Source organism: Barnesiella intestinihominis YIT 11860 (assembly GCF_000296465.1).
Classification (GTDB): domain Bacteria; phylum Bacteroidota; class Bacteroidia; order Bacteroidales; family Barnesiellaceae; genus Barnesiella; species Barnesiella intestinihominis.
The window spans coordinates 306,093-332,154 of record NZ_JH815206.1; the positions used below are offsets into that span (position 1 = coordinate 306,093).

Here is a 26,062-nt window from a genome sequence, read left to right on the forward strand (position 1 = left end):
TAAAAATAGTGGGAGTGTTCTATTTTTGTTTATTTTTGCCTTAAATATTAACCGCAATAGGAGTATTTTGTTTTTAAACAGTTGACTATAAAAGTAATATTTCAAAAAATAAGTGTAACCAAACAATTATTATTATGATTAAGAAAATCTATCTTCCTCTAATGCTTCTCATGACACTAGCATTTGTAGGGTGTAACAAAGACATGAAGCCGTTATCGGCCGATTATTTTACGGTAACCCCTTCTCCTCTTGAAGTAGTGGGCGGTCAAGTTCCTGCAACGGTTACTGGAACTTTCCCTGAAAAATATTTCGATAAGAAATCGGTTGTAACCGTAACTCCGTATTTGGTTTATGCCGATGGTGAAACTGCCGGAACTCCGTTTGTTTATCAAGGTGAAAAAGTAGAAGGTAACGACCAAGCCATTTCTTATAAAATGGGTGGCGTTGTTTCAATGCCGGTTAATTTCAAATACATTCCTGCTATGCGGAAATCGGAATTGCAATTGGCATTTAAGGTACAAAGAGGCAAAAAAACGTATGACCTTCCTCGTGTAACTGTTGCAGAAGGCGTTATTTCTACGGCCGAGATCGCTAACGCACAAGAGTTGAATCCTGCTATTACGCCCGATAAGTTCCAACGTATCATAGAAGAAAAATATTCTGCCGACATTATGTTCCTTATTCAACAAGCCAACTTGCGTTCTGAGCAATTGAAATCGGAACAAATGAACGCTTTGCACAATGAAATCAAAGCTGCTACCGAAGCTCCTAATAAGGAATTGACCAATATCAATGTCGCTTCTTTCGCTTCTCCCGATGGTGGTGTTAAGTTGAATACGACTTTGGCCGAAAACCGTGAGAAAAATACGGTTAACTATATGAAGAAGAGCTTGAAGAAAGGTAAAATCGATGCCGATATGACTGCCGAATTTACAGCTCAAGACTGGGAAGGTTTCAAAGAATTGGTTTCGAAATCGAATATCCAAGACAAAGAACTTATTTTGAATGTTCTTTCAATGTATTCCGATCCTGAACAACGCGAACGTGAAATCAAGAACATGTCTTCTGTGTTCAAAGTATTGGCCGAAGAAATTCTTCCCCAATTGCGTTATTCGAGAATCACAGCTTCTGTAAACGTTATCGGTAAATCTGACGAAGAAATTTCGAAATTGGCTAAGGAAGATGCCAAAGCTCTTTCTGTTGACGAATTACTTTATGCTGCTACTTTGGTAAAGACCAATAAAGAAAAAGCCGCTATTTATGCAAAAGTCGTTGAAATCTATCCTAACGATTATCGTGGATACAACAACTTGGGTATGGTTCAATACGAAGAAGGTGATTTGGCTGCTGCTCAAAACAACTTTGCAAAAGCTGCCCGCATTGCTCCCAATACTCCCGAAGTTGCTATGAATCAAGGCTTGATCAGCTTGGCTAATAACGACTATGCTAAGGCAGAACAAGCATTTGGTAAATCTGCTGGTGTAGAAGAATTGAACGAAGCATTGGGTGTATTCTACATGAAGAAAGGCGACTATAACGCAGCTGTTAAAGCATTCGGCGATGTTAAATCCAACAATGCTGCTTTGGCTCAAATCTTGACGAAAGATTACAGCAAAGCAAAAGCTACTTTGGCCGGTGTTGAAGCTCCTAATGCCAATACATACTATTTGATGGCTGTTTTGGGTGCTCGTACCAACAACGAACAAATGGTTGTTTCCAACTTGAAGAAATCTATCAGCATGGATTCTTCGAAAGCTCAACAAGCTGCTACCGATCTTGAATTTGCAAAATTCGATATCGCTTCGCTTGTGAAATAAGATAGAAGATAAGTCTTTATTAATAGAGCCGGAGTTGCCCAGTGCAGCTCCGGCTTTTTTGTATAAAGGAATAGAAGATAAACGTTTTTGTTTCAGATTGTTCTTCTTGAAGTGGGATTATTTCGGTTAAACTCGTACATTTGCACAGAATATACAGATTTGGAGAAATGAAAAACCATAGGAATTTTTGGGCATTGTTGCCGGTATTGGTGTTTGTATTATTATCGTTCGTTTATTTTTGTCCCGATGTAATCGAAGGGAAAATATTGTTTCAACATGACACCCAACAAGGTTTAGCTATCGGGCATGAGGCGAAAACGTATGCCGAAGAGACCGGAGAAATGCCTCGTTGGACGGGTACGGTATTTTCTGGTATGCCCACGTTCCAAATCGCTCCGAGCTATGCGAGCAATGAACCGTTGAAAGGATTGCAAAAGATCTACAACTTGTGGCTGGTTTCGCCGGTGTCTTTGCTGTTTATCATGATGTTGGGCTTTTATATCCTTATGTTGTCGCTGAATGTCCGTTGGTATCTGGCAGCCTTTGGGGCGATAGCTTATGCGTTTTCTTCCTATTTTTTCATTATTATCGCGGCGGGGCACATTTGGAAGTTTATTACTTTGGCTTATATCCCGCCGACGATCGCCGGTATCGTGTTGGCCTATCGGGGTAAATATCTGTTGGGTGGAGCATTGGCTGCTCTGTTCGGGGCATTGCAAATCATGTCGAACCATGTGCAAATGTCCTATTATTTTTTGTTTGTTATCTTTGCCGTAGTAATTGCCTATGCGGTAGAACATTATCGTTCGCATACGTTGCCTCGCTTTTTCAAAGCCACCGGAGTATTGGTTGTCGCCGCTTTATTGGCTGTCGGAGCGAATGCCTCGAATCTGTATCATACCTATAAGTATTCGAAGGAATCCATGCGAGGTGGACATACCGAGCTGACATCGCAAGACAATTCCCAAGAAAATACGGGCAGCGGATTGGATAAGGATTATATTACTAAATGGAGTTATGGCAAGATGGAGACGCTTACCCTGCTTATTCCCGACAGTAAGGGAGGAGCCAGTGGACTGCTCTCCGAGAACGAGCATGCGACGAAGGCTGCCGATCCTCAAATCCGTCCTTATTTGTCTCAGGTCGATCGATACTGGGGTGACCAGCCTTTCACGTCTGGGCCCGTTTACGTGGGTGCGTTGATTTTCTTTTTGTTCGTATTGGGGTGTTTTATCGTTCGTACTCCATTGAAATGGGCATTGCTTGTAGTAACTATATTGACCGTTATGCTGTCATGGGGGAAGAATATGATGTGGTTTACCGACTGGTTTATCGATTATTTCCCCATGTATAACCGGTTCCGTACCGTTTCGAGTATTTTGGTCGTTGCCGAGTTTTGTATGCCTCTGCTCGCTGTGTTGGCATTGAAAAAGATATTCGACGATCCCTCGATTCTTAAAAGAGAAAAATGGTCGTTCTATTTGAGCGGCGGTATAGTGGGGGGGATTGCCTTATTGGCGGCCTTGTTCCCCGGTTTGTTCGATGATTTCTTGAAAGATTATGAATTGGAGGCTATACAGCAACCCGGTTATGGAGAGTTATTCGCCGGGATAGCCGAGGCTCGACGAGCTATATTCACGGCCGATGCATGGCGTTCGTTCGTTATTGTTGCATTGGGCTTTGTCGCTTTGTGGCTTTTGAGGGAGAAGAAGTTAGGTTCGACTGTGGTAATGGTTGCGTTGGTTGTAATTCTTATCGGCGATATGTATCCGGTCAATAAACGTTATCTCAATAGCGGTAACTTCGTGACTGCTGCCCGGAAAACCAATCCTTTCCCCATGACCGAGGCCGATCGTTATATCTTGCAAGACAAAGATATGAATTACAGAGTATTGAATGCTGCTGCGGGACCAACTTTGGAGGCAAGTTTCAACGAGCCTCGTACTTCGTATTATCATAAATCGGTGGGAGGATACCATGCCGCCAAGTTGCGTCGTTATCAAGACTTGATAAAGCATCAGTTGGAGAATGCCAATCCTGCGGTATTGAATATGTTGAACACCCGTTATATTATCCAACCTCTCGAAAACGGAAAAGAGACGGTGGTACGCAATCCCGGAGCTTTGGGGAACGCATGGTTCGTCTCGGAAGTGAAATGGGTTGATAATGCCGATGCCGAGATGGAGGCGATTACCGATTTCGATCCGTCGTTTACGGCGGTGGCCGATCGTAAATTCAAGAATGAAATCGGTGAGAAAATCATTCCTCCGGTTGCCGGTGACACGATTTATGAGACGGCATACAAACCAGACGAGTTGACTTATCGTTACCAATCCCGAAATGGTGGATTGGCTGTTTTCTCAGAGATATATTTCCCGTGGGGCTGGCAAGTGACAGTCGATGGGAAACCGGTCGATATGGCGAGGGTGAATTATGTGCTGCGGGCGGTAAATCTTCCCGCCGGAGACCACGAAGTCATTTTCCGTTTCGACCCACAATCGGTTCATACGACCGAAGCGGTTGCCTATGTTTCTTTGTTCCTTATCTTGGGAGCATTTGTAGTGGTGGGGCTTGGAGCGTGGAAAAGGCGTAACGATTTGTCTGTGGAAGATTAGGAATACCGTCATGCAAAAAAAGTTCTGGAAGGATTATACGTCGCCGATGAGTCGCATGCGTCAAGCATGGGGATTCGGTATCCATTCTCCTTTTGCGTTTAGACTTATTACGAAGGTCATACGGGAGAAAGCGAGGTACTATGCCTATGATGACATAGAGGCGATTTGTCACGAGCATGTGGACGATAGTCTTTCGCATCGACAGAAACATTTGCGGAAGCGGATTTCGACAAGCCGAGGAAGGCTTTTTTTTCGATTGACCAACTTCTTTCGTCCGGATAACATTCTCGAAATAGGAACTTCATGGGGAATTTCGACTCTCTATTTGAGATTGGCGGGAAGACAATCTGAGATTACGGTTGTAGAACCGTTGCCCGAGATTCATGATTTTGCCGAGAGCCTTTTTGCCGAGGTTGGAGAGAAGGCCGATTTCGTTCGGGAAGAATATGCTACGTTTCTCTTGGACTATTTTCGACAAACACCCGAGCGTCTGTATATTGTCGTGAATCGTTTGCCCAAGCCGTATTATCGGGCATTGCCCGATTTGCTTGCCCCTGTTTTGGATATGCATGCGTTGTTGATAATAGATGGTATCCGCAGTAATAGCGAAGTGAAATCGTGGTGGGAAAAGCTCGTTAAAGACGAGCGTGTGAGGGTAACTGTCGATATGAAGAATGTCGGTTTAGTGTGTTGTGATCCTAAACTGAATAAACAAGATTATCAAGTCTCGTTATAGCGATTTCGGGTTTCAAGATAAAATAGATAGAAGTTGGAATAAATTTGAATTTATTCTCTGCGTCGCGAATCGCTGGAAGTGAGTGAGGAAATTACTCGGATAAGATTTTGCGGATAGTTTCTTTATCTTTAACTAATTGTGACTGTAAGGCCTTTATATCGGCGAATGTTTTCTCCGTGCGTACATATTCGATAAGTTCGACAGATAAGGTCTTGCCGTATAAATCTTCCGAGAAATCAAAAATATTCACCTCTATGCTATAATCGTTCGGTCGGTTTAGAGTCGGCCGATGTCCTATATTAAGCATGCCTCCGTAATGTTTGCCGTCTGGTATCCCGATTCGTACGGCATAAACTCCATTTGCAGGAATCAGTTTGTCCGGGTAGTCGATATTTAAATTAGCCGTGGGAAATCCTATTTTCCTTCCGACCTGAAAACCCTTTACCACATTCCCGTGCAACGTATAAGGATATGAAAGTAATCGGTTGGCGGTGCAAACATCGTCCTGCAAAAGATATTTTCGGATAATCGAAGAGCTTACCGGCCCGAGGTCGGTCACAAATTCAGGGGCATGGATTATTTCTATCCCTAAGTCCTTGCCATATTTGACGTACTCTTCGAAACCCTCGGCCCGGTTATGCCCGAAACGATGGTCATAGCCGATGATAAGCCCTTTTATACAGTATCGGTTTGACAGGATTTTCAAGAAATCGTATGCCGATAATAAGGACATTTCGGGTGTGAAGTCAAGAAAAATAGTTCGATCTATCCCGGTTTTTCGCAACAGCTCGGCTCGTTCTTCGGGCGATGTCAACATGCGAAAAGGTATTTCGGGGTGAAGTACCTGCTGCGGGTGTGTGCGAAATGAGATGACTGCCGACGATAAGTTTCTCATAGCCGCTTCTTCTTTTACTTTTTCGATAACGGCTCGATGCCCCGTATGTACACCGTCGAATACACCGAGTGCTGCAAAAGCGGCTTGATCGTTTGTGATACCTTTATATTCAGAAGTCATCTATCGATTGGGTATTGAAAAATGTTACTATATCCCTGTCGGGTGTTACGAGAAAAGTCTTGAATCCGAGGCTGGCCGCAGCATCTAAATTCTTTTGAGAATCATCGAAAAATAAAGTCTCTTGCGGAACAATACGGGATAGTTCGATCACTTTTTTGAAAATAGCGATGTCTGGTTTACAAGATTTTAATCGGTAGGATAAATAAACGTCATCGAAATAATCGGTTATCGATAATCCCTCTTGTGCAAAGCACTCGGCTATTTTGGTATCGAACATGATAGGATTCGTGTTGCTCAACATCATAACGTTGAATCGCTGTCTCAATTTCCGTAATAGAGTCAAACGGTCGAGGGGAATCCCGATTAAAAGTTCGTTAAGGGCATGGACGATTTCCTCGTCCGAAACGGCTTTCCCTATCTTTTGGCGCATGCACTTGAAAAAGTCGCTTGGGGATATTTTTCCCTCTTCCAAATCCATGAGTGTTCCCCGTTGGACGGATAGGTCCAGCATTTCATCGGCTTTTTCATCGCCTAATGCCGTTAAAGCATCGACGCAACGTTGCCGGTCGAGATTTATAATAACTCCACCTAAATCGAATAATAAATTCCGGATACCCGCCAAAGACGTATTCATAAATACAGTTTTAAGTGCAGCGAAAATAGGGCGAACCGAGGGTAAAATAAATTTGCTTGATTACATTCGGGTGTTACCTATTCTCGCATTTTATGCAAAAGTAGTGAATTTTGTGCGGTATTCTGGCTGCATAGAAAAATTTTTAGAAGCTGTTTTAAATTTATTCCGAGACAGATTAAGACCTATGTTGAAGCAGATTGGAGTCCGAGATACGCAGTCAATAGCGGGCTATTGACAAAAATCAAGGGATTCAAGATGCGAGACAGGGGCTCAATAGGGCCGGAACATACCTGCCTGCAATGATAATATTATTTCTCAATAAATTTAAAACAGCTTCTTAGTTGACGGAAGCATGACGGTCGATGGTACAACCGTATTGAGCAGAGGAGAAATGCTTGTACAATTTTTGTTTATGCTGTTTCATGGAAAGGCGAGGTATATTGGGGTACGATAGAGAAGGGGTGATTTCAACCGTCTTTTATATTCCCTTTGAAGAAAAATAAAAAAATATTTTGGGGTTTCTTTGAAAACATCTATCTTTGCACACGCTTACGGAAATATCCGTGCCGGTCCTATAGCTCAGTTGGTTAGAGCATCTGACTCATAATCAGGGGGTCCTTGGTTCAAGCCCAAGTGGGACCACATAAAGCAGGTTGCGAGAAAATCGCAATCTGCTTTTTTGTTTGTCTCGATAGAAAAAATCTTATATTGAGCCAGTAGATTTTTAGGCTCTGTCGATAATTAATGGGGATTGCCCGTTTTATACTTCTAACTCCTCAATCAAAGATTATATAATATCTTCTCAACTCCTCCGTCACTTCGTGACACCTCCCCTATATGGCTAACGCCACACTACGGAGCACGGCAGAGGAGGAGGCCAAACACGATCCATCTCATTGATAAATAGTGTGATAGAAGGGCATTAAACCTCCTCCTCTGTGTTTTGCAATGCAAAATATAGGGGAGGTGTCACGAAGTGACGGAGGGGTTAGAAAATACCCGCAGTGAAAATAATCAAGTTTCTCCTCCTCCTCTGCCGTGCTCCGTAGCATTACGAGGTGTTTCCGTTTTCATAAGGGAATATAGGGAGAATGCCTATGAGACGAGGGGATTAACCCTTACAGCTAAAAATCTTATGAAATCTTTTCAACCCTTCTCCTCAGAAACTATTGTTTCTTCGGTATCTCTTCTCTATATTGCGTCACAACGTCCTGTAAGGCTACGGTACACGGCAGAGGAGAAGAGTAGATACAATCCCCTCTCATTCGCTAACATTCAGGGCTATCCCCATGAATTTTCTACTGAACCCTTATATTCTTAAATGGTCTAATTATAATATTAAATAATTGTGATATTTCTCCAATTTAATTTATTATAATTAACTGTAATTGTGGGGATAACTGTAATTTTTTATAAGAATTTTTCATTAAGATTTTTTTAATTGGTGATTAGTTTTATAATATTATTATATCTTTGAGGAAAGAAATTCATCACCTAATTTAAAATAAAAAGTTGTATCTGAATAACTTTTGGTATTATCGGTTTTGAATATTCATTTTTAGAAGTTAAGTTATAAGACTATGAATCACAAAGAAATATATGATTTAAATATTTTATCGGAATCATTGATCTCGAATGACGAAACTTTTCAACAAGCATGTGACGATGATTTGATGCGGAGATTAGCTTTGGACGATGAAAGATCTTTTGATTCTATTTTTAAATTGTATTATAAGGACCTTCTTCTTTATGCGGGGAGCTATCTTCGCGAAAGACAAGTTTGTGAGGATATAGTTCAATCCTTATTCATGCATTTATGGTATGACCGGAAAACACTGTCTGTGGGGAGATCGTTAAAATCTTATCTGTTAATTTCCGTTCGGAATCGTTGTTTCGATTACATGAGGCATCAAAATGTCAGGAACGATTATTTTGATTACGTAAATGAAAACTCGGTATTATCGAGCTCCAATACCGAGGAATATATTTTATATTCCGAATTACAAGATCATATAAAAAAAGCGATAAATAAATTGCCGAAAGCTCAAAAAGAGGTTTTCGTATTGAGCCGGATAAAAGGTATAAAATATAAAGAAATCGCTAAAAAACTGAATGTCTCGGAACGTACGGTTGAAGTTCGTATAAGCCAGTCATTAAAAACATTGCGGACTCTTTTGAAAGATTTTTTCTTATTGATTGCTGTTTTATTTGTACGATAGATAAAAAAAATTCTGTTTTCATTGTGGATTTTTTGGGGATAAACGTCTTATTAATAGAAAGGGATAAAAATGGAATTATCGAACGAGAATATTGACCGTCTTATTGTAAGATATCTATCTGGAAATTTGGAATTACAGGATAAGCGTGTGCTTGAAACGTGGATTTCGAATAACCAAGATAATTATGATTACTTCTTAAAAATGAAAAATTTGTGGGAGGTGACGCATCCTGCTTTTGATGTACGGTCTATTTCGACGACTAAGGCTTTAAGTCGGATAAAGTTGAAGATGGGTTTACGAGAAAAACGTGTGATACGCATATATCGTTATTGGAGTAGAGTTGCCGCAGTTTTAATTATTCCTATTTTGTTTGCGTTGATATATATGGTTGCCGATAGGTTTGTAGAACAAGATTATTCTAAAATAAGTTATCAGAAAATATCGGCTCCTTATGGAACCCGTATACAAATGAATTTGCCTGATGGTTCTATCGTATGGTTGAATTCTGGTGGTGAATTGAAATATCCTACGAAATTTAAGGCCGGAGAGCGTAGCGTTTACTTGAATGGAGAAGCCTTTTTCGAAGTCCGTTCCGATAAGAAAAATCCTTTCATTGTATATACCGAGGACATGGAAGTTAAAGCCACAGGTACGGCTTTTAATGTAGAAGGTTATAGCAATGATACGATAAATGCTGTGACCATGGTTAATGGCGTTGTAGAGGTTGAGTTGGATAGGAGTAAAGAACGGTTGAATTTGAAACCGGGACAAAGAATAAATTATAATACGAAACGGCAAAATTATCGTGTAGAAGAGGTCGATACTTATAAATGGTGTGCATGGAAAGATGGCAAATTAATTTTTAGAGATGAACCTTTGGACGATGTATTCCGAAAGATAGGACAAGTTTACAATGCCGATATTGTGGTGATGGACAAAGATTTGGCGAAACATATGTATCGTGCGACCTTTCAGGGAGAAACGCTCGATGAGATTCTACGGTTAATGAAATTGACTGTTCCCATGAAATACATAGAAAAAACTTCCGAGAAAGCTATGCCTAATGGCGTTTATTCCAAGAGATATATCGAAGTAGTGAGATTATAGAAAATAATTATGAATAACCTTAAAAATTTTATATTATGAAGAGAAAGACGGATTAGATAGAATAGAAAGAATTATCCGCCATATAAAGAAGGGTGGAACCTTCCTCCATATCCACCCTTCATAAGTTAGCGGAAAGATAACACTTAGAGTTTATTATCCTTAAATACCAACTAAACTAACACAAATGTATGAACTTTATTTCTATTTTGAAAGGTAGGAAGCAACAATTTCTGCCTAAGAATCTTCTAATTATAAAAATTTGCTCGCTTTTGTTGGTTTGCTGTAATGTTATGGCTTTCGGTGCAGATAATCATACACGCGATCCATTAGTAAGCGTCAATATGAAAAATGCTACTCTCGAAAGCGTTTTGAATTATATAGAGGAAACAACCAGTTACTCTTTTTTGTACAATAAACAGCAAGTAGATGTCGGTCAGAGGATCGATATATCGCAGAAAGATCAACCTATCTCCGTAATTCTGGATATTTTGTTTAAAGGGAGCGATATTACGTATTCTATAAACGGAAAGCAGATAGTTCTCAGTAAAAGCCGGTCAAATGCTTCTTCGAAGGTCGATAAGCGCCTGCTTACGGGTACGGTTATCGATAGTAAGGGAGAAGCCGTTATCGGAGCTAATGTGATTGTAAAAGGCGAGAAATCGGGAAAGGCGACCGATATAGAAGGAAATTTTTCCATCGAAGTCCCCGACAAAGGTGTTCTGTTGGTGTCTTATATTGGGTTTCAACCGCAGGAGGTGAGTTATGGCACGAAAAAAAATGTGACTGTGGTTTTACAGGAAAATAATACATCTCTTGACGAAGTCGTTGTCGTGGGTTTCGGTAAACAGAAAAAAGAGAGTGTGATCGGTGCTATTCAATCGGTAAAAGCCAGTGAACTTCGTGTGCCCACTACCAACCTTACTAACACGTTTGCCGGTCGTATTGCCGGCGTAATATCGGTTCAGAAAACCGGGGAGCCGGGAGCCGACGGTGCGAATTTTTGGATACGAGGAGTCAGTACATTCGCTTCGGGTTCAGCTCAGAATGCCTTGATATTAATTGATGGAACAGAATCCAGCACGTATGATTTGAATGCCTTAGCACCGGAAACAATCGAGAGTTTTTCTGTCTTGAAAGATGCTACGGCAACGGCTCTTTATGGTTCGCGTGGGGCGAACGGCGTTCTTTTGGTTACGACCAAGTCGGGTCGAATGAATCAAAAACCTACGATAAATGTTCGTGTCGAAGGGCGAATGTCCATGCCTACACAGATTCCTGAACTGGCCGATGGTGTCACTTATATGAAAATGTTTAATGAAGCGATCGAAGCTCGTACTCCCGGAGCGAATCCTCAGTTTACCGACGATCAGATTCAAGGAACTATTGAGAACCGCAATCCTTACCTTTATCCAAATAACGATTGGTATGATATTATTTTTAAAGATGTCACGTTTAATCAGGCTGCGAACATAAACGTTTCCGGTGGGTCGAAAAACATGGATTATTTTGTCAGTGCGACATTTAATAACGATATGGGGTTGGTACAAGAAGCAAAAGAAAATCCGTTAAAGAATAATATTCAGAATTTGCGGTATTCGTTTCAAGCCAATGTAAATACTCATATTTCGTCCACTACCAAAATGGGGGTGAAATTAAATGTTCAAATACAAGATTACAAGGGCCCTTATAATAGTATCAATACGATCTTTAATCGGGTAATGTGGGCACAGCCTACCTATTTCCCGGTGAAATTTCCTCAAATCGAGGGTACGAATTATATCGCATGGGGTAATAAATCGGGTGGCGCCCAACTCAACCGTTATCCGAATCCGTATGCCGAACTGGCTTCCGGTATAAAGGAAATGTTCCGCATTACGACGATGGCGACGTTTAATATAGACCAAGATTTGAAGTTTATTACTAAGGGGTTGTCTGTTAAAGGTTTATTCTCTATGAAGCATTTCTCTTCTACGACTTTGAATCGTACTTATACTCCCTATTATTTCGAAATCGACCCGAACACGATTGTTACCGATCCTATTACGGGAAATCAATCTTGGAAGTTGAGAAATGTCAATAACGATGGAACCGATGCGTTTTCTTTTACCAAAGCCTATTCGGGTGATAGGTTATTCAATTTTAATGTTTCGTTAGATTATCAAAGAAAGTTTGCCGATCTTCATGATATTTCAGCGCAACTGATTTATTTGCAACGAGGGGTTTATAGTAGTAATCCGGCCAATTATAACTCTTCTCTCGGAGAGTTGAATCAAGGTATGGCCGGAAGATTTACGTATGACTTTGATAAACGTTATTTCTTTGAGTTTAATTTCGGATATAATGGGAGTGACAATTTCGCCAAAGGTAAGCGGTTCGGGTTCTTCCCTTCCTATGCACTCGGTTATATTATTTCGAACGAGGACTTTTTTGCCCCTTTGAATAAGACGATTAGTCTGCTGAAATTAAGAGGATCGTATGGAACGGTTGGAAATTCTAATTCTTCTGTTCGTTTTCCCGGATATACCAATGTCAATATGAATGGAGCCGGATATGCTTTCGGTGAGGATTTCAAAGCTACCGAGGCCGGAGCTATCATAACGACATATGGTAATGAAAATGCAACTTGGGAGGTTGCTAAAAAAGCAAATGTGGGTATAGAATTGGGTTTGTTCGATCAAAAATTCTTGTTGATTGCCGATTACTTTCATGAAAATAGGGACAAAATTTTAATGACTCGGCAAACTATTTCGCCTACGATAGGAATTGGTGATGCTAATCCGGTAGCCAATGTGGGAAAAGTGACGAATAGAGGAGTTGATATGTCTTTGGAATATAATCATGCGTTTTCCAAAGATATTGTTCTTTCGGTTAAAGGGAACTTTACTTATGCTGTAAATAAAATATTGGAGAAAGATGAACCCCATTATCCGTTTAGTTATCAATACGAGAGAGGCGGAGCCTTGAATCGTGTCGGTCCGGCTTATATAGCGCTGGGGTTATTTAAAGATGAGGAAGATATTAAAAATAGTCCCAGTCAAGAGGCTATCATGCCTAATATAAAACCGGGGGATATAAAATATCAAGATTTGAATGAAGATGGGGTGGTTAACGAATATGACCGTACCTATATCGGAAATCCTTATATCCCACAGATTGTATATGGTTTCGGAGCCTCTTTCCAATATAAGAATTGGGACTTCTCTGTATTCTTCCAGGGTGCGGGAAAAGTCTCTATTTATTTGGACGATATACATCCGTTCGATATCTATCATAAGAATGTTTTGAAATTTGTGGCAGATGACTATTGGTCGGCATCTAATCCCAATCCTAATGCGAAGTATCCGAGATTGGCGCACAATGTAGATAATACGAATACATACCAGAAGTCGACGTTCTGGTTGAGAGATGGTTCTTTCCTGAGATTGAAAAATGCCGAGATAGGATATTCCTACAAATTTATGAGAGCCTATATTGCCGGTAGTAATTTATTGACATTTACGGGCTTTAAGTATTGGGATCCTGAGATCGGAGGCGGATCTAACAGTGGCAATGGATTGGTATATCCTTTACAGAGAGTTTTCAATCTGGGTGTTCAATTTAATTTCTAAAACGATTATGAAAGCAATTAAAAATATATTCTTAGTATTAGGGATACTCGTTACTGTTTCCGGTTGTGATTATCTGGATTCTGAACCTGAGAAGAAAGGAACTTTGGAAGAGGCTTTTGCCAGCGTAAATTCGGCAAGGAATTTTTTGTACGCTTGTTATTCTTTTATGCCCGAGTCGAGTGATCATAACGGGGAGCCGCAATTTAATGGAGCCAGTGATGAAGTGTGCATAACTTCTCAGTGGGCTACGACATGGCATTACTCCAAAGTCGCGAATATTGGGTCTCAAACGGCAGCCGATCCCATATATAATTATTGGTCTTATTTCAAAAGTCCTACACAATCGAGCCGTTGTAAAGCGTACAATCTTTATGGCGCTATTCGTCAATGCTATACATTTTTGAATCGAGTAGAAAGTGTACCGGGAATATCCGCAGCAGAAATAACCGATTTTTCATCGCAAGCCAAATTTCTGATAGCTTATTATCATTATCTGTTGTTAAGATTGTATGGTCCGATTGTGTTGATAGACAGGGAAATTCCATTGGATGCTACCGGTGAGTTGGCCTTCCCGAAACGTCGTCCTTACGATGAGTGTGTAGAATGGATCGCCGATCGTTTAGACGAAGTGGCTCCTTTACTGCCGCCTATCCAAACTTCCGATAAATATGGAGCTCCCACGCGGGCTGCGGCAAAAGGAATAAAATCGCGTATGTTATTGTATGCCGCAAGTCCTTTGTTTAATGGGAATAGTGAATATTACAGCGACTTTAAGAATAAAGATGGAGAACAATTAATCAGTTTGCAGTATGATAAGGAAAAATGGAAAAAAGCCTTAGATGCAGCCGAGGACGCTATCAATGAAGCGCATGCAGCTGGACATGATTTGTATACCCATTTGCAGGCTCCGGTTGGAATAAGCGATGCTGAAAAAGGATATTTTAATCATCGTTGGTCGTTGGTGACTATGCCGAGTGCGGGAAATACAGATATTATTTGGGCTTACACAGGATCCCGAATGAATATTCAACAAATGATAGCACCTCGCGGATTGTCACAAGGATCTACCACTGTTCCTTATGGGGGCTTGGCTCCTTCAATGCAAATGGTGGAAACCTATTTAACAAAGAATGGATTGCCCATTGATAAAGACCCGTCTTTCCAATATGATAGAAGATTTGGAGTAACGACCGATCCTGAGACGGGAGAAAAGACCGTGAGATTACATTTGAATCGGGAACCTCGTTTCTATGCCGATATTGCATACGACCGGGCAACCAATTTCGAATTGGACGGCAGAGATGGAATAAAAGGAGGAAAAGGTTATACGTTGTATTTGAGAATGGGCGAAATTAATCCTGAAACCAATCAGACGAACGGGAATGATCCCTTGAAAGATAATATCACTCCTAATGGTTATTTGTGGAAAAAATATTTACATCCGAATACGAGTTTCGCTAATAATCAGGTGGCAGTGAGGGCTACGGCTTTTCCGTTGGTTCGTTTGACAGAGCTCTATCTCAATTATGTGGAGGCTTATTATGAATATTATGGAAGACTTGATGGGCAGGCTCTCATTTATTTGAATGATATTCGTTCCCATGCCGGTATCCCCAATGTCGAGACTTCTTGGCAGGGAATTGCAGGGAAAGACTATCGCGAGATTATACGACAAGAAAGAACGATTGAACTCATGTATGAAGGCCATCGATTCTTCGATGCTCGTCGTTGGAAAATTGCGCATCTGACTTTCAATAAGGTTCAGAAAAGATGGAATTGTTTTCCGGCAGGATTTACGACTCAATCTCCGCAGTCAGCAGAAAATTATCTGACATTGCGAAACAGTAATGAGCCGACGAAAACTTTTAATGTGCCACAACACTATCTCTATCCGCTGGATTCCAGAGATATAAATATCAATCCGAATTTAGTCCAAAATCCGGGGTGGTAGGCGGTCGAATATACAGACACACTTTTTAGATAGATTTGGAAAGGCCCGGTCTCGATGTGTTGAGAGACCGAGAGATCGGGCCTTATAAGTAGAATTCATGCATTAAACAAATAAATATGCTCAGGAAACTAATAAGAGTTTGGATTGTAGGAATAGTATTCCCGCTCTATGCCATAGCCGGGCAACCTTCGGTAAAAATTACCCACGGTCCCTATTTACAAAACTTGTCGGAGAACGAAGTGACAGTCGTGTGGACAACCGATAAGCCTTGTAAATCGTGGGTGGAATTCAGCAAAAAGGAAGACGGTAAGAACTTCTACTCCCAACTGCCGCGAAAAGCCTATGCCTCACAAGACGGGTTGTGTTGTGTCGACACATTGCATCGCGTAACGATTACGGGGCTTGAAAAAAACACGACCTATTTTTACCGAGTATTGTCACAAGAGGTAAAAGAGTTGCTGCCCTATCGTCCTGTTTTGGGTAACATCGTTTCTACCGATATCTGGGAAAAACCGTTGACTTTTACAACACTCGATGGCAGACAGGAAACATTGTCGATAGTTATGATAAACGATATACATGGGAAGAACGATTTGCAGAAAAAATTGTTGGAAATGGCTCCACCGCAAAATGTCGATATGGTAGTGTTTTGTGGGGATATGTGTAACTATATTAACAAGCAAAGTGATATTTTCACCGGTTTTTTAGATACATCGGTCGGCCTGTTCGCATCTAGAAAACCATTTGTATATGTAAGGGGTAATCATGAAACTCGTGGAGCATATGCCCGTAATTTCTTCCGATACCTTGCCGGTCCCGAAGGGAAGTTCTATTACGCTTTCACCTATGGCCCCATTCGGTTCATCGTGTTAGATAGCGGTGAAGATAAACCCGATACAGATGTGGAATATTCGGGTTTGGTAGATTTTGATAATTATATACTTGAACAAAAGGAGTGGTTGGCCCGTGAATTGGAAAGTCCGGAGTTTAGAGCTGCCTCTTTTCGGGTAGTCTTGTCTCATATTCCTTTTGGGAAAGGCAGTTGGTATGGCTCTGAACGACTACGCAAACAGTTGCTCCCCCTATTGGAGAGTGTTCGTATCGATTTGATGTTAAGTGGGCATAATCACGCATTCGGATTTATGGATAAGGGGAAAGTTACAGCTTTCCCTATAATAGTGAACTCCAATAACTCTGTGTTGACAATGTTTGGTTCGAAAGATCTGCTGAAAGTTCAAGTTAAGCAAATTGATGGAAAAGTATTATTAGAGAAAGAATTCAGTAAATAACGATAGGAATTATGCAAAATATACGAACAATACGATATTGTTTTATCTTGTTTTTATCCGTTTTAGTCTCTTGTAAAGGCCAAACCGATAAATTAAATGATAATTGCCCCCTTATACCCAAACCATTATCGGTAGACATGCAACCGGGCGAATTTACGTTTGGAGACAGTGTGGTAATTGAATTGAAAACAGATGATGAAGAAATAAAAAGAGCGGCAAACTTTCTTAAAACCTTTGTGGAACAGACAGGAAGTTGCAAAGCTCAGATAGGAACCGGTGAAGAAGCCCGGAACAAAATCGTTTTTACCGTTTGCGATACGATCGCTCATGATGAGGCTTATAGACTCGATGTGTCCCCTCGTACGGTAACTATCGCCTCGAAGGGTGGTGCTGGTGCTTTTTATGCAGTGCAAACATTGCGTCAATTGCTTCCGGCCGAATGCGAGAAAAAAATATGTGACGAAAATGTGATACTGCAAGTGCCCTGCGTGAATATCTACGATGAACCTCGTTTCAAACATCGAGGGTTTATGCTTGATGTGGCACGTCATTATTTCCCGTTGGATTTTATCAAGAAAAACATCGATATAATGACATTGTATAAATTGAATGTATTGCATCTGCATTTAACCGATGATCAGGGGTGGCGCATCGAGATAAAATCGCATCCGCGGCTTACTTCTGTGGGGGCTTGGCGCAAACAAAGTATTGCCGGACATAAAAATGATGTACCTCGTAAATACGATGGAAAACCTCATGGCGGATATTATACCCAAGATGAATTGCGGGAAATTGTCGAATATGCCCACGAGAGATTTATTGAGGTTATTCCTGAAATCGAAATGCCGGGACATACTCAATCGATTTTGGCCGCATATCCTCAGTTGGCCTGTTTCCATAAAAACTACGAAGTCTCGTGCGATTGGGGCGTTCATAAAGAAGTCCTATGTACAAAGGAAGGCAGTTTTAAACTTCTGGAAGATGTGCTATCCGAAGTTTTTGAAATTTTTCCTTCGAAATATATACATATAGGAGGAGATGAATGTCCGAAAGACCGTTGGTCCGAATGTCCGGTTTGTCAACGAAATATAAAACGATTGGGATTGAAAGATGAGCATGAACTCCAAAGCTATTTTATAAAACGAATGGAGGAGTTTGTCAATGCACATGACCGGCAAATTATTGGCTGGGACGAAATTTTAGAAGGTGGCATCGCGCCTAATGCCGTTGTCATGTCTTGGAGGGGAGAAGCAGGAGGTATAAAAGCGGCAAAAATGAACCATTCTGTTATCATGACTCCTCGGGATTTTTGCTATCTCGATTATTATCAATCGGAAGACCGGGATAATGAGCCTTTGGCTATTTATGGTTACCTACCGTTAGATTCGGTTTATTCCTATAATCCTACCGAAAAATTAACATCGGAACAGGGTCGATATATTTTAGGCATTCAGGGAAATCTTTGGACGGAATACATTGCTACTCCCGAGCATGCCGAATATATGGCTTATCCGAGGGCCATAGCGTTGGCCGAAGTTGGGTGGAGTCGGCAAGAACAAAAAGATTTTACAGATTTTATCTACCGTTTGACTATTCAATCGAAGAGGCTTGATTCATTGAATGTTAATTATGCGAAACACTTTCTTTTTTCAGTAAAAAATAAAAATGATAAACTATGAAAACAAATGCTATTTTTAGTAAGAAACAGCTTTTTGGGGTCTGCTGTGCATTATTGTTGTCCCCTATGGCTGTATTTGGACAACTTATTGTTGGAAAAAGTTTGGGAGCCGATCATACGGCCGATGAACAAAAGGCTTTGGCCGTAACGAAGAATGGGGATATGTATATATCGATCAATGCCAATTCTTTTCAGATAATGAAAGATGACGGAACTTTCGATGAAATTAAAAATCCCTATCAAGAGTCTACTACCCGTGCTGGTATTTTGACGAAAATATCGGCTGATGGAAAACTCCTTTGGAGCAATATGGTGTGTGTGCAGGAGTCTGCCAATAATAGTCAGGTGACATCGGTTTGTGAAGTCGGTGATTATCTCTATGTAGTCGGAGGTGTCAGAACCAATGTAAAGGGGGAACACCCGGTATCCGTGTTTGGAATTCCATTGGTCTCACAGGGGGAAATGGATTATTATATCGCTAAACTGAATGCTGCTACCGGTGAGGCTGTGTGGGCAAAGACATTCGGTGGCGTTCGTAATTGGGAGATGTTCAATTCGGTGGTTGCCGATGAGGCCGGGAACTTGTATGCCGTGGCTACTTTTGGCAATGTATCGAGTGCACCTTTGGAAATGCCTCTCAAAGACGGTTCTTCTACTTCTTTGGCCGTTACAAACAATTGGGGCGAAGATTATCTACTTGTGAAGTTCAATAAAGACGGTGAAATTTTATGGGCGACCAGTATCGGTTCTAAATTTCGTGAAAATGGAACTCCTGATGTAACCGTAGGAGAAGATGGGAATCCTGTCATTTGTGGTGTTTTCAATGCTGCGAATGGAAATCTAATGAATGAGTCGGAGGAAAAACGAGAGTTTTATATTGGAGAACAGAAATATCTGCTTTATCCCGAGCAGTCCAAAGAGTCGGCATTGGTAAAACTCAATTCGACCGATGGTTCTGTGATGTGGTCCCGTTATTTTACCGGTACTGGAAATCAAGAAGTGTTGAAGGTACAGGCCGTTTCGGGCTCGAATGCTGTGGCCGTAACGGGGAAAGCGAATAATCAGATAATCGTGGAAGGATCTGCCGGATTGTCTACCGAAACCGTCACGCATGTATCGGGAGCAGATCATTTATTTGTTATCTCTTTTGACGTTGATGGAAAGCTCCTGTGGAGCAAATCGGCTTCGGGAGATACATCGAGCGAAGGTAAAGAGATTTCGAGTGATGATTTGGGGAATATTTATGTAAGCGGATATTTCAACGGTTCGTTAAATTGGGGTGACAATATCGTTCTTCAAAAGACCGGGTCTAATGAAAAAGAGGGCTTCTTCGCTAAATTAAATGGTTCCGGTAAATGTCTGTATGCCGAAACGGTCAAAGGAACAGGTGCGGAGAGTATCAATCTTATAGCGGTAAACGGAGATAAGCTGGCTGTTGCCGGGGATAGAACGACAGATGTCACGTTGCCTTATGGCGACTCTGAAACTGGCGTCGCTCGATATACTGTCGGAGATCGTAATTATAAATGGTTTGCGGCATCCTATACGATGAAACCTTCTGTTTCGGGAATCTCGACGTTGAACGGAAAGAGATTCGTTCCTTTCTCGTATCAAATTGTTCCGGCTTTCTTCGAAATGCCGGCAGTGTTTGAATACTCTTTGGCTGGCAATTTACCCTCTGGCTGGATATTGGATCCTGCTACGGGTATTATTTCGGGAAAAGCTACCGAAGAAGCGAGCGGTTCATTCAGTGTGATGATTTCTAATGCCACAGACGGTGAAAGTGTAGAGAAAACCTATACCTATTCTATTGTACCTAAACCCTGCGATATCTTGTCTATACAACCCGAGAGTCTACCTTCACGGGCTGTGACCGGAGCTTTCTATCAACAATTCACGTTGGAAAATGGAGAGGGAAAAATTGTTTGGACTGCCGAAAATTTGCCCAAAGGTCTGTCTTTGGATCCTGATAAAGGATTATTGAACGGTATTTTACAACAAACAGGGGAACTTTCGTTCACGATTAAAGCGAGAGAAGAGAGTGGTTGTGAGACTTCCCGAAGCTATACGATTAATGCCGAAGAATTTAATTATTCTTTGGCTCCGAATCTGAAATGGATTAATCAAATTTATGGAAGTGAAGCGTTTGACCATGCCAAAGTGAATTCTATCGATAAAGATGGAAATGTTTGGGTAGCAGCAAGTTATTTTTCGGCAACTTTCTCCGATGAAGTTTCATTCCCGAACATTGGGAATACCGATGCATTGGTCGCTAAATATAATGGAATCGATGGTAGTTTCATGTGGGCTCGTACGATCGGGGGCTCTCCTGTATCCGGCAGAAATGAGCAAGGACAGGCGATTGTAACAGATGTAGTGACAGGCGATGGAGTATTTACCGGAATAATTACGCCCGATGCTCGTATAGGAACCCTAAATGAAACAGATAGCTTTCCTACAAATGGGGGACGGGATATAGGAGTTATTCGTTTTGATAAAGATGGTAACAAAATTTGGCATAAAGTATTTGGCTCGGCCAAAGATTGGGAAGCCGGAATCAATACGACTTTTGATAAGAAAGGAAATATTTATGTGATCGGTTATACCAACGATGGAGATATAGTGATACCTATGGCCGATGGCTCTTCCGAAACATTAGCGGGAACCTCGGTAGATGTGGTGATTATTAAACTGAATGGAGATGGAGAAGGCCTTTGGGCGAAGCGTTTAGGTACGGTAAATAAAGGTGAGGAAATATATGGCCTTGTGACCGATGACGCTTGCAATGTATATGTATCGGGTATGGTGAATAACGGTACAGTACCTTTTGGTAATGGTAAGGTGGTGACAGCTACCGGAATTACTTCGTTTATTGCCAAGTATGACGAGGCCGGAGTTTGCCAATGGGTAACTTCGTTGGGAAGCAATGGTTCGCTTATCAATGGACGGGGAACATCTCTTGTTCGAGATAAAAATGGAAATTTGTATTTTGCTGCAATTTGTAAAGGGTCTTCTTCCATATCGGGAACAACGGAAACGATTGAGGCCGATGCTTCGAAAACCGATGGAGCAATTATTAAATTTAATTCCGATGGACAATATGTATGGCATCGCATGTTTGCATCGGTTGCCGATGACGGAGTGACCTCTCTTGCGGTTGATGAAAGTAATAATGTCTATGCCGTGGGATATTATGAGGCAGAGTTGCCTGTATATGAGAGTATAAAATTACAGCGCAATGGAAATAATCGAACGGCCTTTGTCGCCAAATATTCCGATGAAGGAGAGTATTTATATGCTTTCTCGACAGGAGCTATTATTACCGATGCCGTGAAACCGACTGGTTTGGCCATTTCGATAGATAAGACTACGAACGACATTATATTGACCGGGCCTACTTACGGAACGATATATCCCTATGGTGTTAGCGGTAGTTCCAATGCTTTTGGAGGCGGACGTTTTATGTTGGCACGTTATAGCCAAGATGCTGCTTTGTTCGGCATTTTTCCTCAGGGAATAAAAGGGGAGAGCTATTCGGCTCAATTAAATATTTCTGGTTTCCAAAAGCCCTTACAAGTTGCTTATAGTCTTAAAGTTGGAGATAACCTCCCCGATGGATTGTCTTTGGATACGAATACGGGAGAAATTAGTGGAGTATTGAATGAAGCTGGAATATTTAAATTTACAGTCTTGGCTACCGACGGTTTTGTCAATGCTAGTAAAGAGTTCAGCATTTCTGTTACCGGAGCAGATTGTCAGATGACAGTAGAGGCGATTATTTCGGAAGATGCAGAAAATGGAAAACCTTTTTCTGCGAGAATATATGCCGATAATGCTACCGGAGCAGTAACATGGTCTATTGAAGAAGGTAGTTCTCTCCCTTATGGCTTGTCTATAAGCTCGTTGGAAGATGGTGTCGGATTAATTAGTGGAACTCCTAATGCTCCGGCGAAGGAATATTCGTTTACGATTGTCGCCGAGGACGAAGCGGGCTGTCGTGTCACTCAATTGGTATATCTCAATGTTACAGGCGAAAGCGGGGTAGAAACCCTTGTTTCCGAAGGCTTTGTCGTATATCCCAATCCGGTAACCGATGGAATGCTTAAAGTTTCTTTGAAAGACCTTGTTTCGGGAAATTATGTGATAGAAATTGCAGACCTATCAGGAAAACAAGTCTATAAAGAGGAAGTTAGGGTAGAAGAAAACATGGTAAAAAGTATTTCTGTAAATAATATGCCTTCTCAATGGTATGTAGTTACCGTTCGGGGAATGGGTGTATCCTATTCGCAGAGATTTATGGTTCAATAAAGTTTCTATGGGGCTATCCAATTGATCTGGATAGCCCCATAGTTTTGAAACAAAAGAGGAGAAATTAGCATGAAGAATCTTATCTATTTCGTATGTCTGGCTTTTGCCGGTATTTTCTTGTTGGGTTGTGAAAAAAACGATATGCCCGAACCCGAAAAACCAAGAGAGGAAGAACCTGCCGATTCCACGGATATCGTCGATCCCGAAGAGCCCGATACTATTGTAGAGCAGAAGGACGATCCTGAAAATGGAATTATCTTGGATATGCCGGGTATTACGCTTAAAGGTTGGGTGCATTGCAATCGGGTAGGAATGCCGGGGGTTGTAGTGACCGATGGAACTAACGTCACTGTTACCGATGAGAAAGGTATATATAGAATGAAACGAAATACGACGGCTTCTCATGTATATATATCTTCACCGAGCGGTTATACCGTATGCGTGAAAAATAGCGTACCCCAGTTTTATGCCGAAATCAATCAGCGAACAGATATTGTCCATAAAGATTTTGAGCTTGTTCGTCTTGAAAAAGATGATACGAAACATACATTTATTGCAATCGGTGATCCACAGTTATATCGTGATTTTGAGTTGAGTTATTTGAAAGAAGCTGTAAATGACCTTAACAGCTGGGTAACGCAGAGCCGTAAAGGAGAATGTGTACATTATATTGTGTTGGGAGATTTGGTGTTTGACAAACCAGAGTATCATGAATCGAGTAAAGAGATTTTTTCGATGTTGAATGCTCCTGTGTATAATGTTATCGGCAATCATGATCATGTGTTCGACAAAAATGAACTTGCTGTGAAGTCCAATGATTTGAAGGCCGATACGGTATATAAACGACATTACGGGCCTACTTATTATTCATATAATCGGGGTAAGGTCCATTACGTAGTCCTTGATGATGTGGAATATTGGGGCGGATCGGGGCCTAAGTATGTCGATGCCGTTTCCGATGAACAAATTGCTTGGTTGCAAAAAGATTTGATGTATGTTGATAAAGATAAGGCGATTGTCCTTTGTTTACATGCACCTACTAAGCGCAGAACCGAGACTCGGTCTTTCGGCAACAGAGAACAGTTGTATGCTCTTCTCCGTGGATATGCCGATGTTCAGATTCTTAGCGGTCATACGCATTGGAACTCTGTTGTGACAGATGATGGTAGTGGTATGACAGAACACATTGTAGCGGCAATGTGCGGTAATTGGTGGCAACCCGAACTGATTTGTAGTGAGGGTACACCTATCGGGTATAAAATATTTGATGTGGACGGAACCTCATTTAAATGGAAATATAAATGTGTGGGACAACCCGAACAATACCAGATGAGAGTATATCCTTTGGGAGAAAGAATCAACATATTACGTCCGAAAAATGTCGTTCTGAATGTTTGGGATTGGGATCCTTCGTGGAAAGTCGAATATTCCGAAGATAACGGACAAAACTATCGTTCGATGTTCCGTAGTCTGAATATGTATGATATTACTGCATACAATGCTTTCGGGGCGAAGGGAGATAATACTTTCCCTGTCGGGCGTACTTGGATACAAGCCTCTGAATCTGATCATATGTTCTATTGTAGGCCTTCTATTCCGTATAATCAACTTAAAATAAGGGTGACTTCCCGGTTTGGGGATATGTTTTCGACGACCGTAAATATTCAAAATCTTTGATTAAATAAAGTATTAGTTATGAATCTGATTCTAAGAATTATTATAACAGGAGCATTGTTGCTTTTGTTTGCTTGCAAGTCTGTTTATAAAGCCGACCCGTTTCCCGAACCGGAAAGAGAATCGGGACAAACCGATGTCCTTGCATTAAGAGCTGAACCTTTGGATACAGTACGGGTTGCTTTTATAGGGGTAGGTGCTCGGGGCATGGCAGCCGTGAAACGTTTTATGAATATAGAAGGTGTGAGGGTGGTTGCGTTGTGCGATGTAGATTCTTTCAAGGTTGCCAAAGCGCAGAGGATTCTGGCTGCGAAGGGACGAGGACCGGCCGTGGAATATTGTGGCCCCGATAGTTGGAAGAAGGTTTGTGAACGAAGCGATGTAGATTTGATTTATAATTGTACCCATTGGCAGTTGCATACTCCTATTGCGGTCTATGCTATGGAGCAGGGGAAACATGTCGCGGTGGAAGTTCCGGCTGCCCTTACGGTTGATGAGTGTTGGCAATTGGTGAATACCGCCGAAAAAACTCGGAAACATTGTATGATGCTGGAAAACTGTTGCTACGATTTTTTTGAGTTGGCTACTTTGAATATGGCTCAACAGGGCGTTTTCGGAGAAATTGTTCATGGAGAAGGGGCTTATATTCACGATTTAAGAGAATATAATTTTGACACTGCATCGGTATCGGGATATTGGGATATGTGGAGATTGAAATATAATACGGATCATACGGGGAATCCATATCCGACGCATGGCTTAGGCCCGATTTGTCAAATAATGAACATTCATCGGGGAGATAAAATGAATTATTTGGTGTCGATGTCGAGTGACCAGTTCGGATTGACGGAATATTCTCGGAGTCGTTTGGGGGAAGAACATGCGTTTGCTTCTAAAAAATATGATTTAGGAGATATGAACACTACTCTTATTAAGACTGAAAAAGGGAAAACGATTTTGATTCAACACGATGTGACAAGTCCTCGACCTTATGACCGGCATCATGTAATCGGCGGAACAAAGGGTTTTGCACAGAAATATCCGGTGGAAGGGATTGCCTTAGAACCGAATGCACATTGTTTCTTACCGGAAGAGAAATTGGATTCTCTCTTGAAGGCTTATGAACATCAGTTTGTGAAAGAAATTGGAAATTTAGCTCGAAAAGTAGGTGGGCATGGAGGTATGGACTTTATTATGGACTATCGCTTGATTTATTGTTTAAGGAATGGATTGCCTTTGGATCAAGATGTTTATGATGCTGCCGAATGGTCTTGCTTGGTCGAATTGACTGAATATTCAGTAAGAAATGGATCTGTTCCTGTACGTATTCCCGATTTCACACGAGGAGCATGGGAGAAATTAAAAAGTTTGGAGTTTGCAAAATAGTTATAAATTTGCAACATTGAAATAT

General features: G+C 41.2%; 14 protein-coding genes and 1 tRNA gene. 13 read left to right on the forward strand and 2 right to left on the reverse strand.

Annotated elements, in window-relative coordinates; all coding sequences use genetic code 11:
* The first annotated feature begins 134 nt into the window (after nt 1–134).
* The 3 genes from HMPREF9448_RS13230 to HMPREF9448_RS14295 all read left to right on the forward strand — a co-directional run bounded on the left by HMPREF9448_RS13230 (nt 135) and on the right by HMPREF9448_RS14295 (nt 5,168).
* A complete protein-coding gene (locus tag HMPREF9448_RS13230; protein ID WP_008863083.1) occupies nt 135–1,817 on the forward strand; it encodes a hypothetical protein in 1,683 nt (560 codons plus the stop codon).
* Nucleotides 1,818–1,984: 167 nt separating this feature from the next.
* Nucleotides 1,985–4,432 carry a YfhO family protein gene (locus HMPREF9448_RS13235; protein WP_008863084.1) on the forward strand — a complete coding sequence of 816 codons (2,448 nt, stop codon included), beginning with the start codon at nt 1,985–1,987 and terminating at the stop codon, nt 4,430–4,432.
* A gap of 10 nt (nt 4,433–4,442) precedes the next feature.
* Nucleotides 4,443–5,168 carry an O-methyltransferase gene (locus HMPREF9448_RS14295; protein ID WP_008863085.1) on the forward strand — a complete coding sequence of 242 codons (726 nt, stop codon included), beginning with the start codon at nt 4,443–4,445 and terminating at the stop codon, nt 5,166–5,168.
* Between the two features lie 91 nt (nt 5,169–5,259).
* On the opposite strand, the gene HMPREF9448_RS13245 is transcribed toward HMPREF9448_RS14295, so the two are convergent.
* Together HMPREF9448_RS13245 and HMPREF9448_RS13250 are read right to left on the reverse strand one after the other, a co-directional pair.
* Entirely contained in the window at nt 5,260–6,183 is a 924-nt protein-coding gene (locus HMPREF9448_RS13245) for a bifunctional riboflavin kinase/FAD synthetase (protein ID WP_008863086.1), read from the reverse strand.
* Nucleotides 6,173–6,817, reverse strand: a complete 645-nt coding sequence (locus tag HMPREF9448_RS13250) for an HAD family hydrolase (RefSeq protein ID WP_008863087.1) — start codon at nt 6,815–6,817, stop codon at nt 6,173–6,175. The genes HMPREF9448_RS13245 and HMPREF9448_RS13250 overlap by 11 nt, the downstream gene beginning before the upstream one ends.
* Before the next feature lie 568 nt (nt 6,818–7,385).
* Between HMPREF9448_RS13250 and HMPREF9448_RS13255 the strand changes: the two genes are divergently transcribed.
* The 10 genes from HMPREF9448_RS13255 (at nt 7,386) to HMPREF9448_RS13300 (ending at nt 26,037) form a co-directional block, all read left to right on the forward strand.
* Nucleotides 7,386–7,459, forward strand: a tRNA-Ile gene (locus tag HMPREF9448_RS13255).
* A gap of 938 nt (nt 7,460–8,397) precedes the next feature.
* Nucleotides 8,398–9,036, forward strand: a complete 639-nt coding sequence (locus HMPREF9448_RS13260) for an RNA polymerase sigma-70 factor (RefSeq protein WP_008863088.1) — start codon at nt 8,398–8,400, stop codon at nt 9,034–9,036.
* Nucleotides 9,037–9,105: 69 nt separating this feature from the next.
* Nucleotides 9,106–10,143 carry a FecR family protein gene (locus HMPREF9448_RS13265; protein ID WP_008863089.1) on the forward strand — a complete coding sequence of 346 codons (1,038 nt, stop codon included), beginning with the start codon at nt 9,106–9,108 and terminating at the stop codon, nt 10,141–10,143.
* A gap of 341 nt (nt 10,144–10,484) precedes the next feature.
* A complete protein-coding gene (locus HMPREF9448_RS13270) occupies nt 10,485–13,751 on the forward strand; it encodes a TonB-dependent receptor (RefSeq protein WP_195330120.1) in 3,267 nt (1,088 codons plus the stop codon).
* 7 nt (nt 13,752–13,758) lie between these two features.
* Nucleotides 13,759–15,702: a RagB/SusD family nutrient uptake outer membrane protein gene (locus HMPREF9448_RS13275; protein WP_008863091.1), complete on the forward strand. Its 1,944-nt coding sequence runs from the start codon at nt 13,759–13,761 to the stop codon at nt 15,700–15,702.
* A gap of 116 nt (nt 15,703–15,818) precedes the next feature.
* Nucleotides 15,819–16,991 carry a purple acid phosphatase family protein gene (locus HMPREF9448_RS13280; RefSeq protein WP_008863092.1) on the forward strand — a complete coding sequence of 391 codons (1,173 nt, stop codon included), beginning with the start codon at nt 15,819–15,821 and terminating at the stop codon, nt 16,989–16,991.
* An 11-nt stretch (nt 16,992–17,002) separates the two neighbouring features.
* Nucleotides 17,003–18,670, forward strand: coding sequence for a beta-N-acetylhexosaminidase (locus tag HMPREF9448_RS13285; protein WP_008863093.1), 1,668 nt, complete (start codon nt 17,003–17,005; stop codon nt 18,668–18,670).
* Entirely contained in the window at nt 18,667–22,977 is a 4,311-nt protein-coding gene (locus HMPREF9448_RS13290) for a putative Ig domain-containing protein (protein ID WP_008863094.1), read from the forward strand. Before HMPREF9448_RS13285 ends, HMPREF9448_RS13290 begins: the two co-directional genes overlap by 4 nt.
* A gap of 69 nt (nt 22,978–23,046) precedes the next feature.
* On the forward strand, nt 23,047–24,654 hold the full coding sequence (locus tag HMPREF9448_RS13295) for a calcineurin-like phosphoesterase C-terminal domain-containing protein (protein WP_008863095.1): 1,608 nt from the start codon (nt 23,047–23,049) through the stop codon (nt 24,652–24,654).
* An 18-nt stretch (nt 24,655–24,672) separates the two neighbouring features.
* Entirely contained in the window at nt 24,673–26,037 is a 1,365-nt protein-coding gene (locus tag HMPREF9448_RS13300; protein WP_008863096.1) for a Gfo/Idh/MocA family protein, read from the forward strand.
* Nucleotides 26,038–26,062 lie beyond the last annotated feature (25 nt).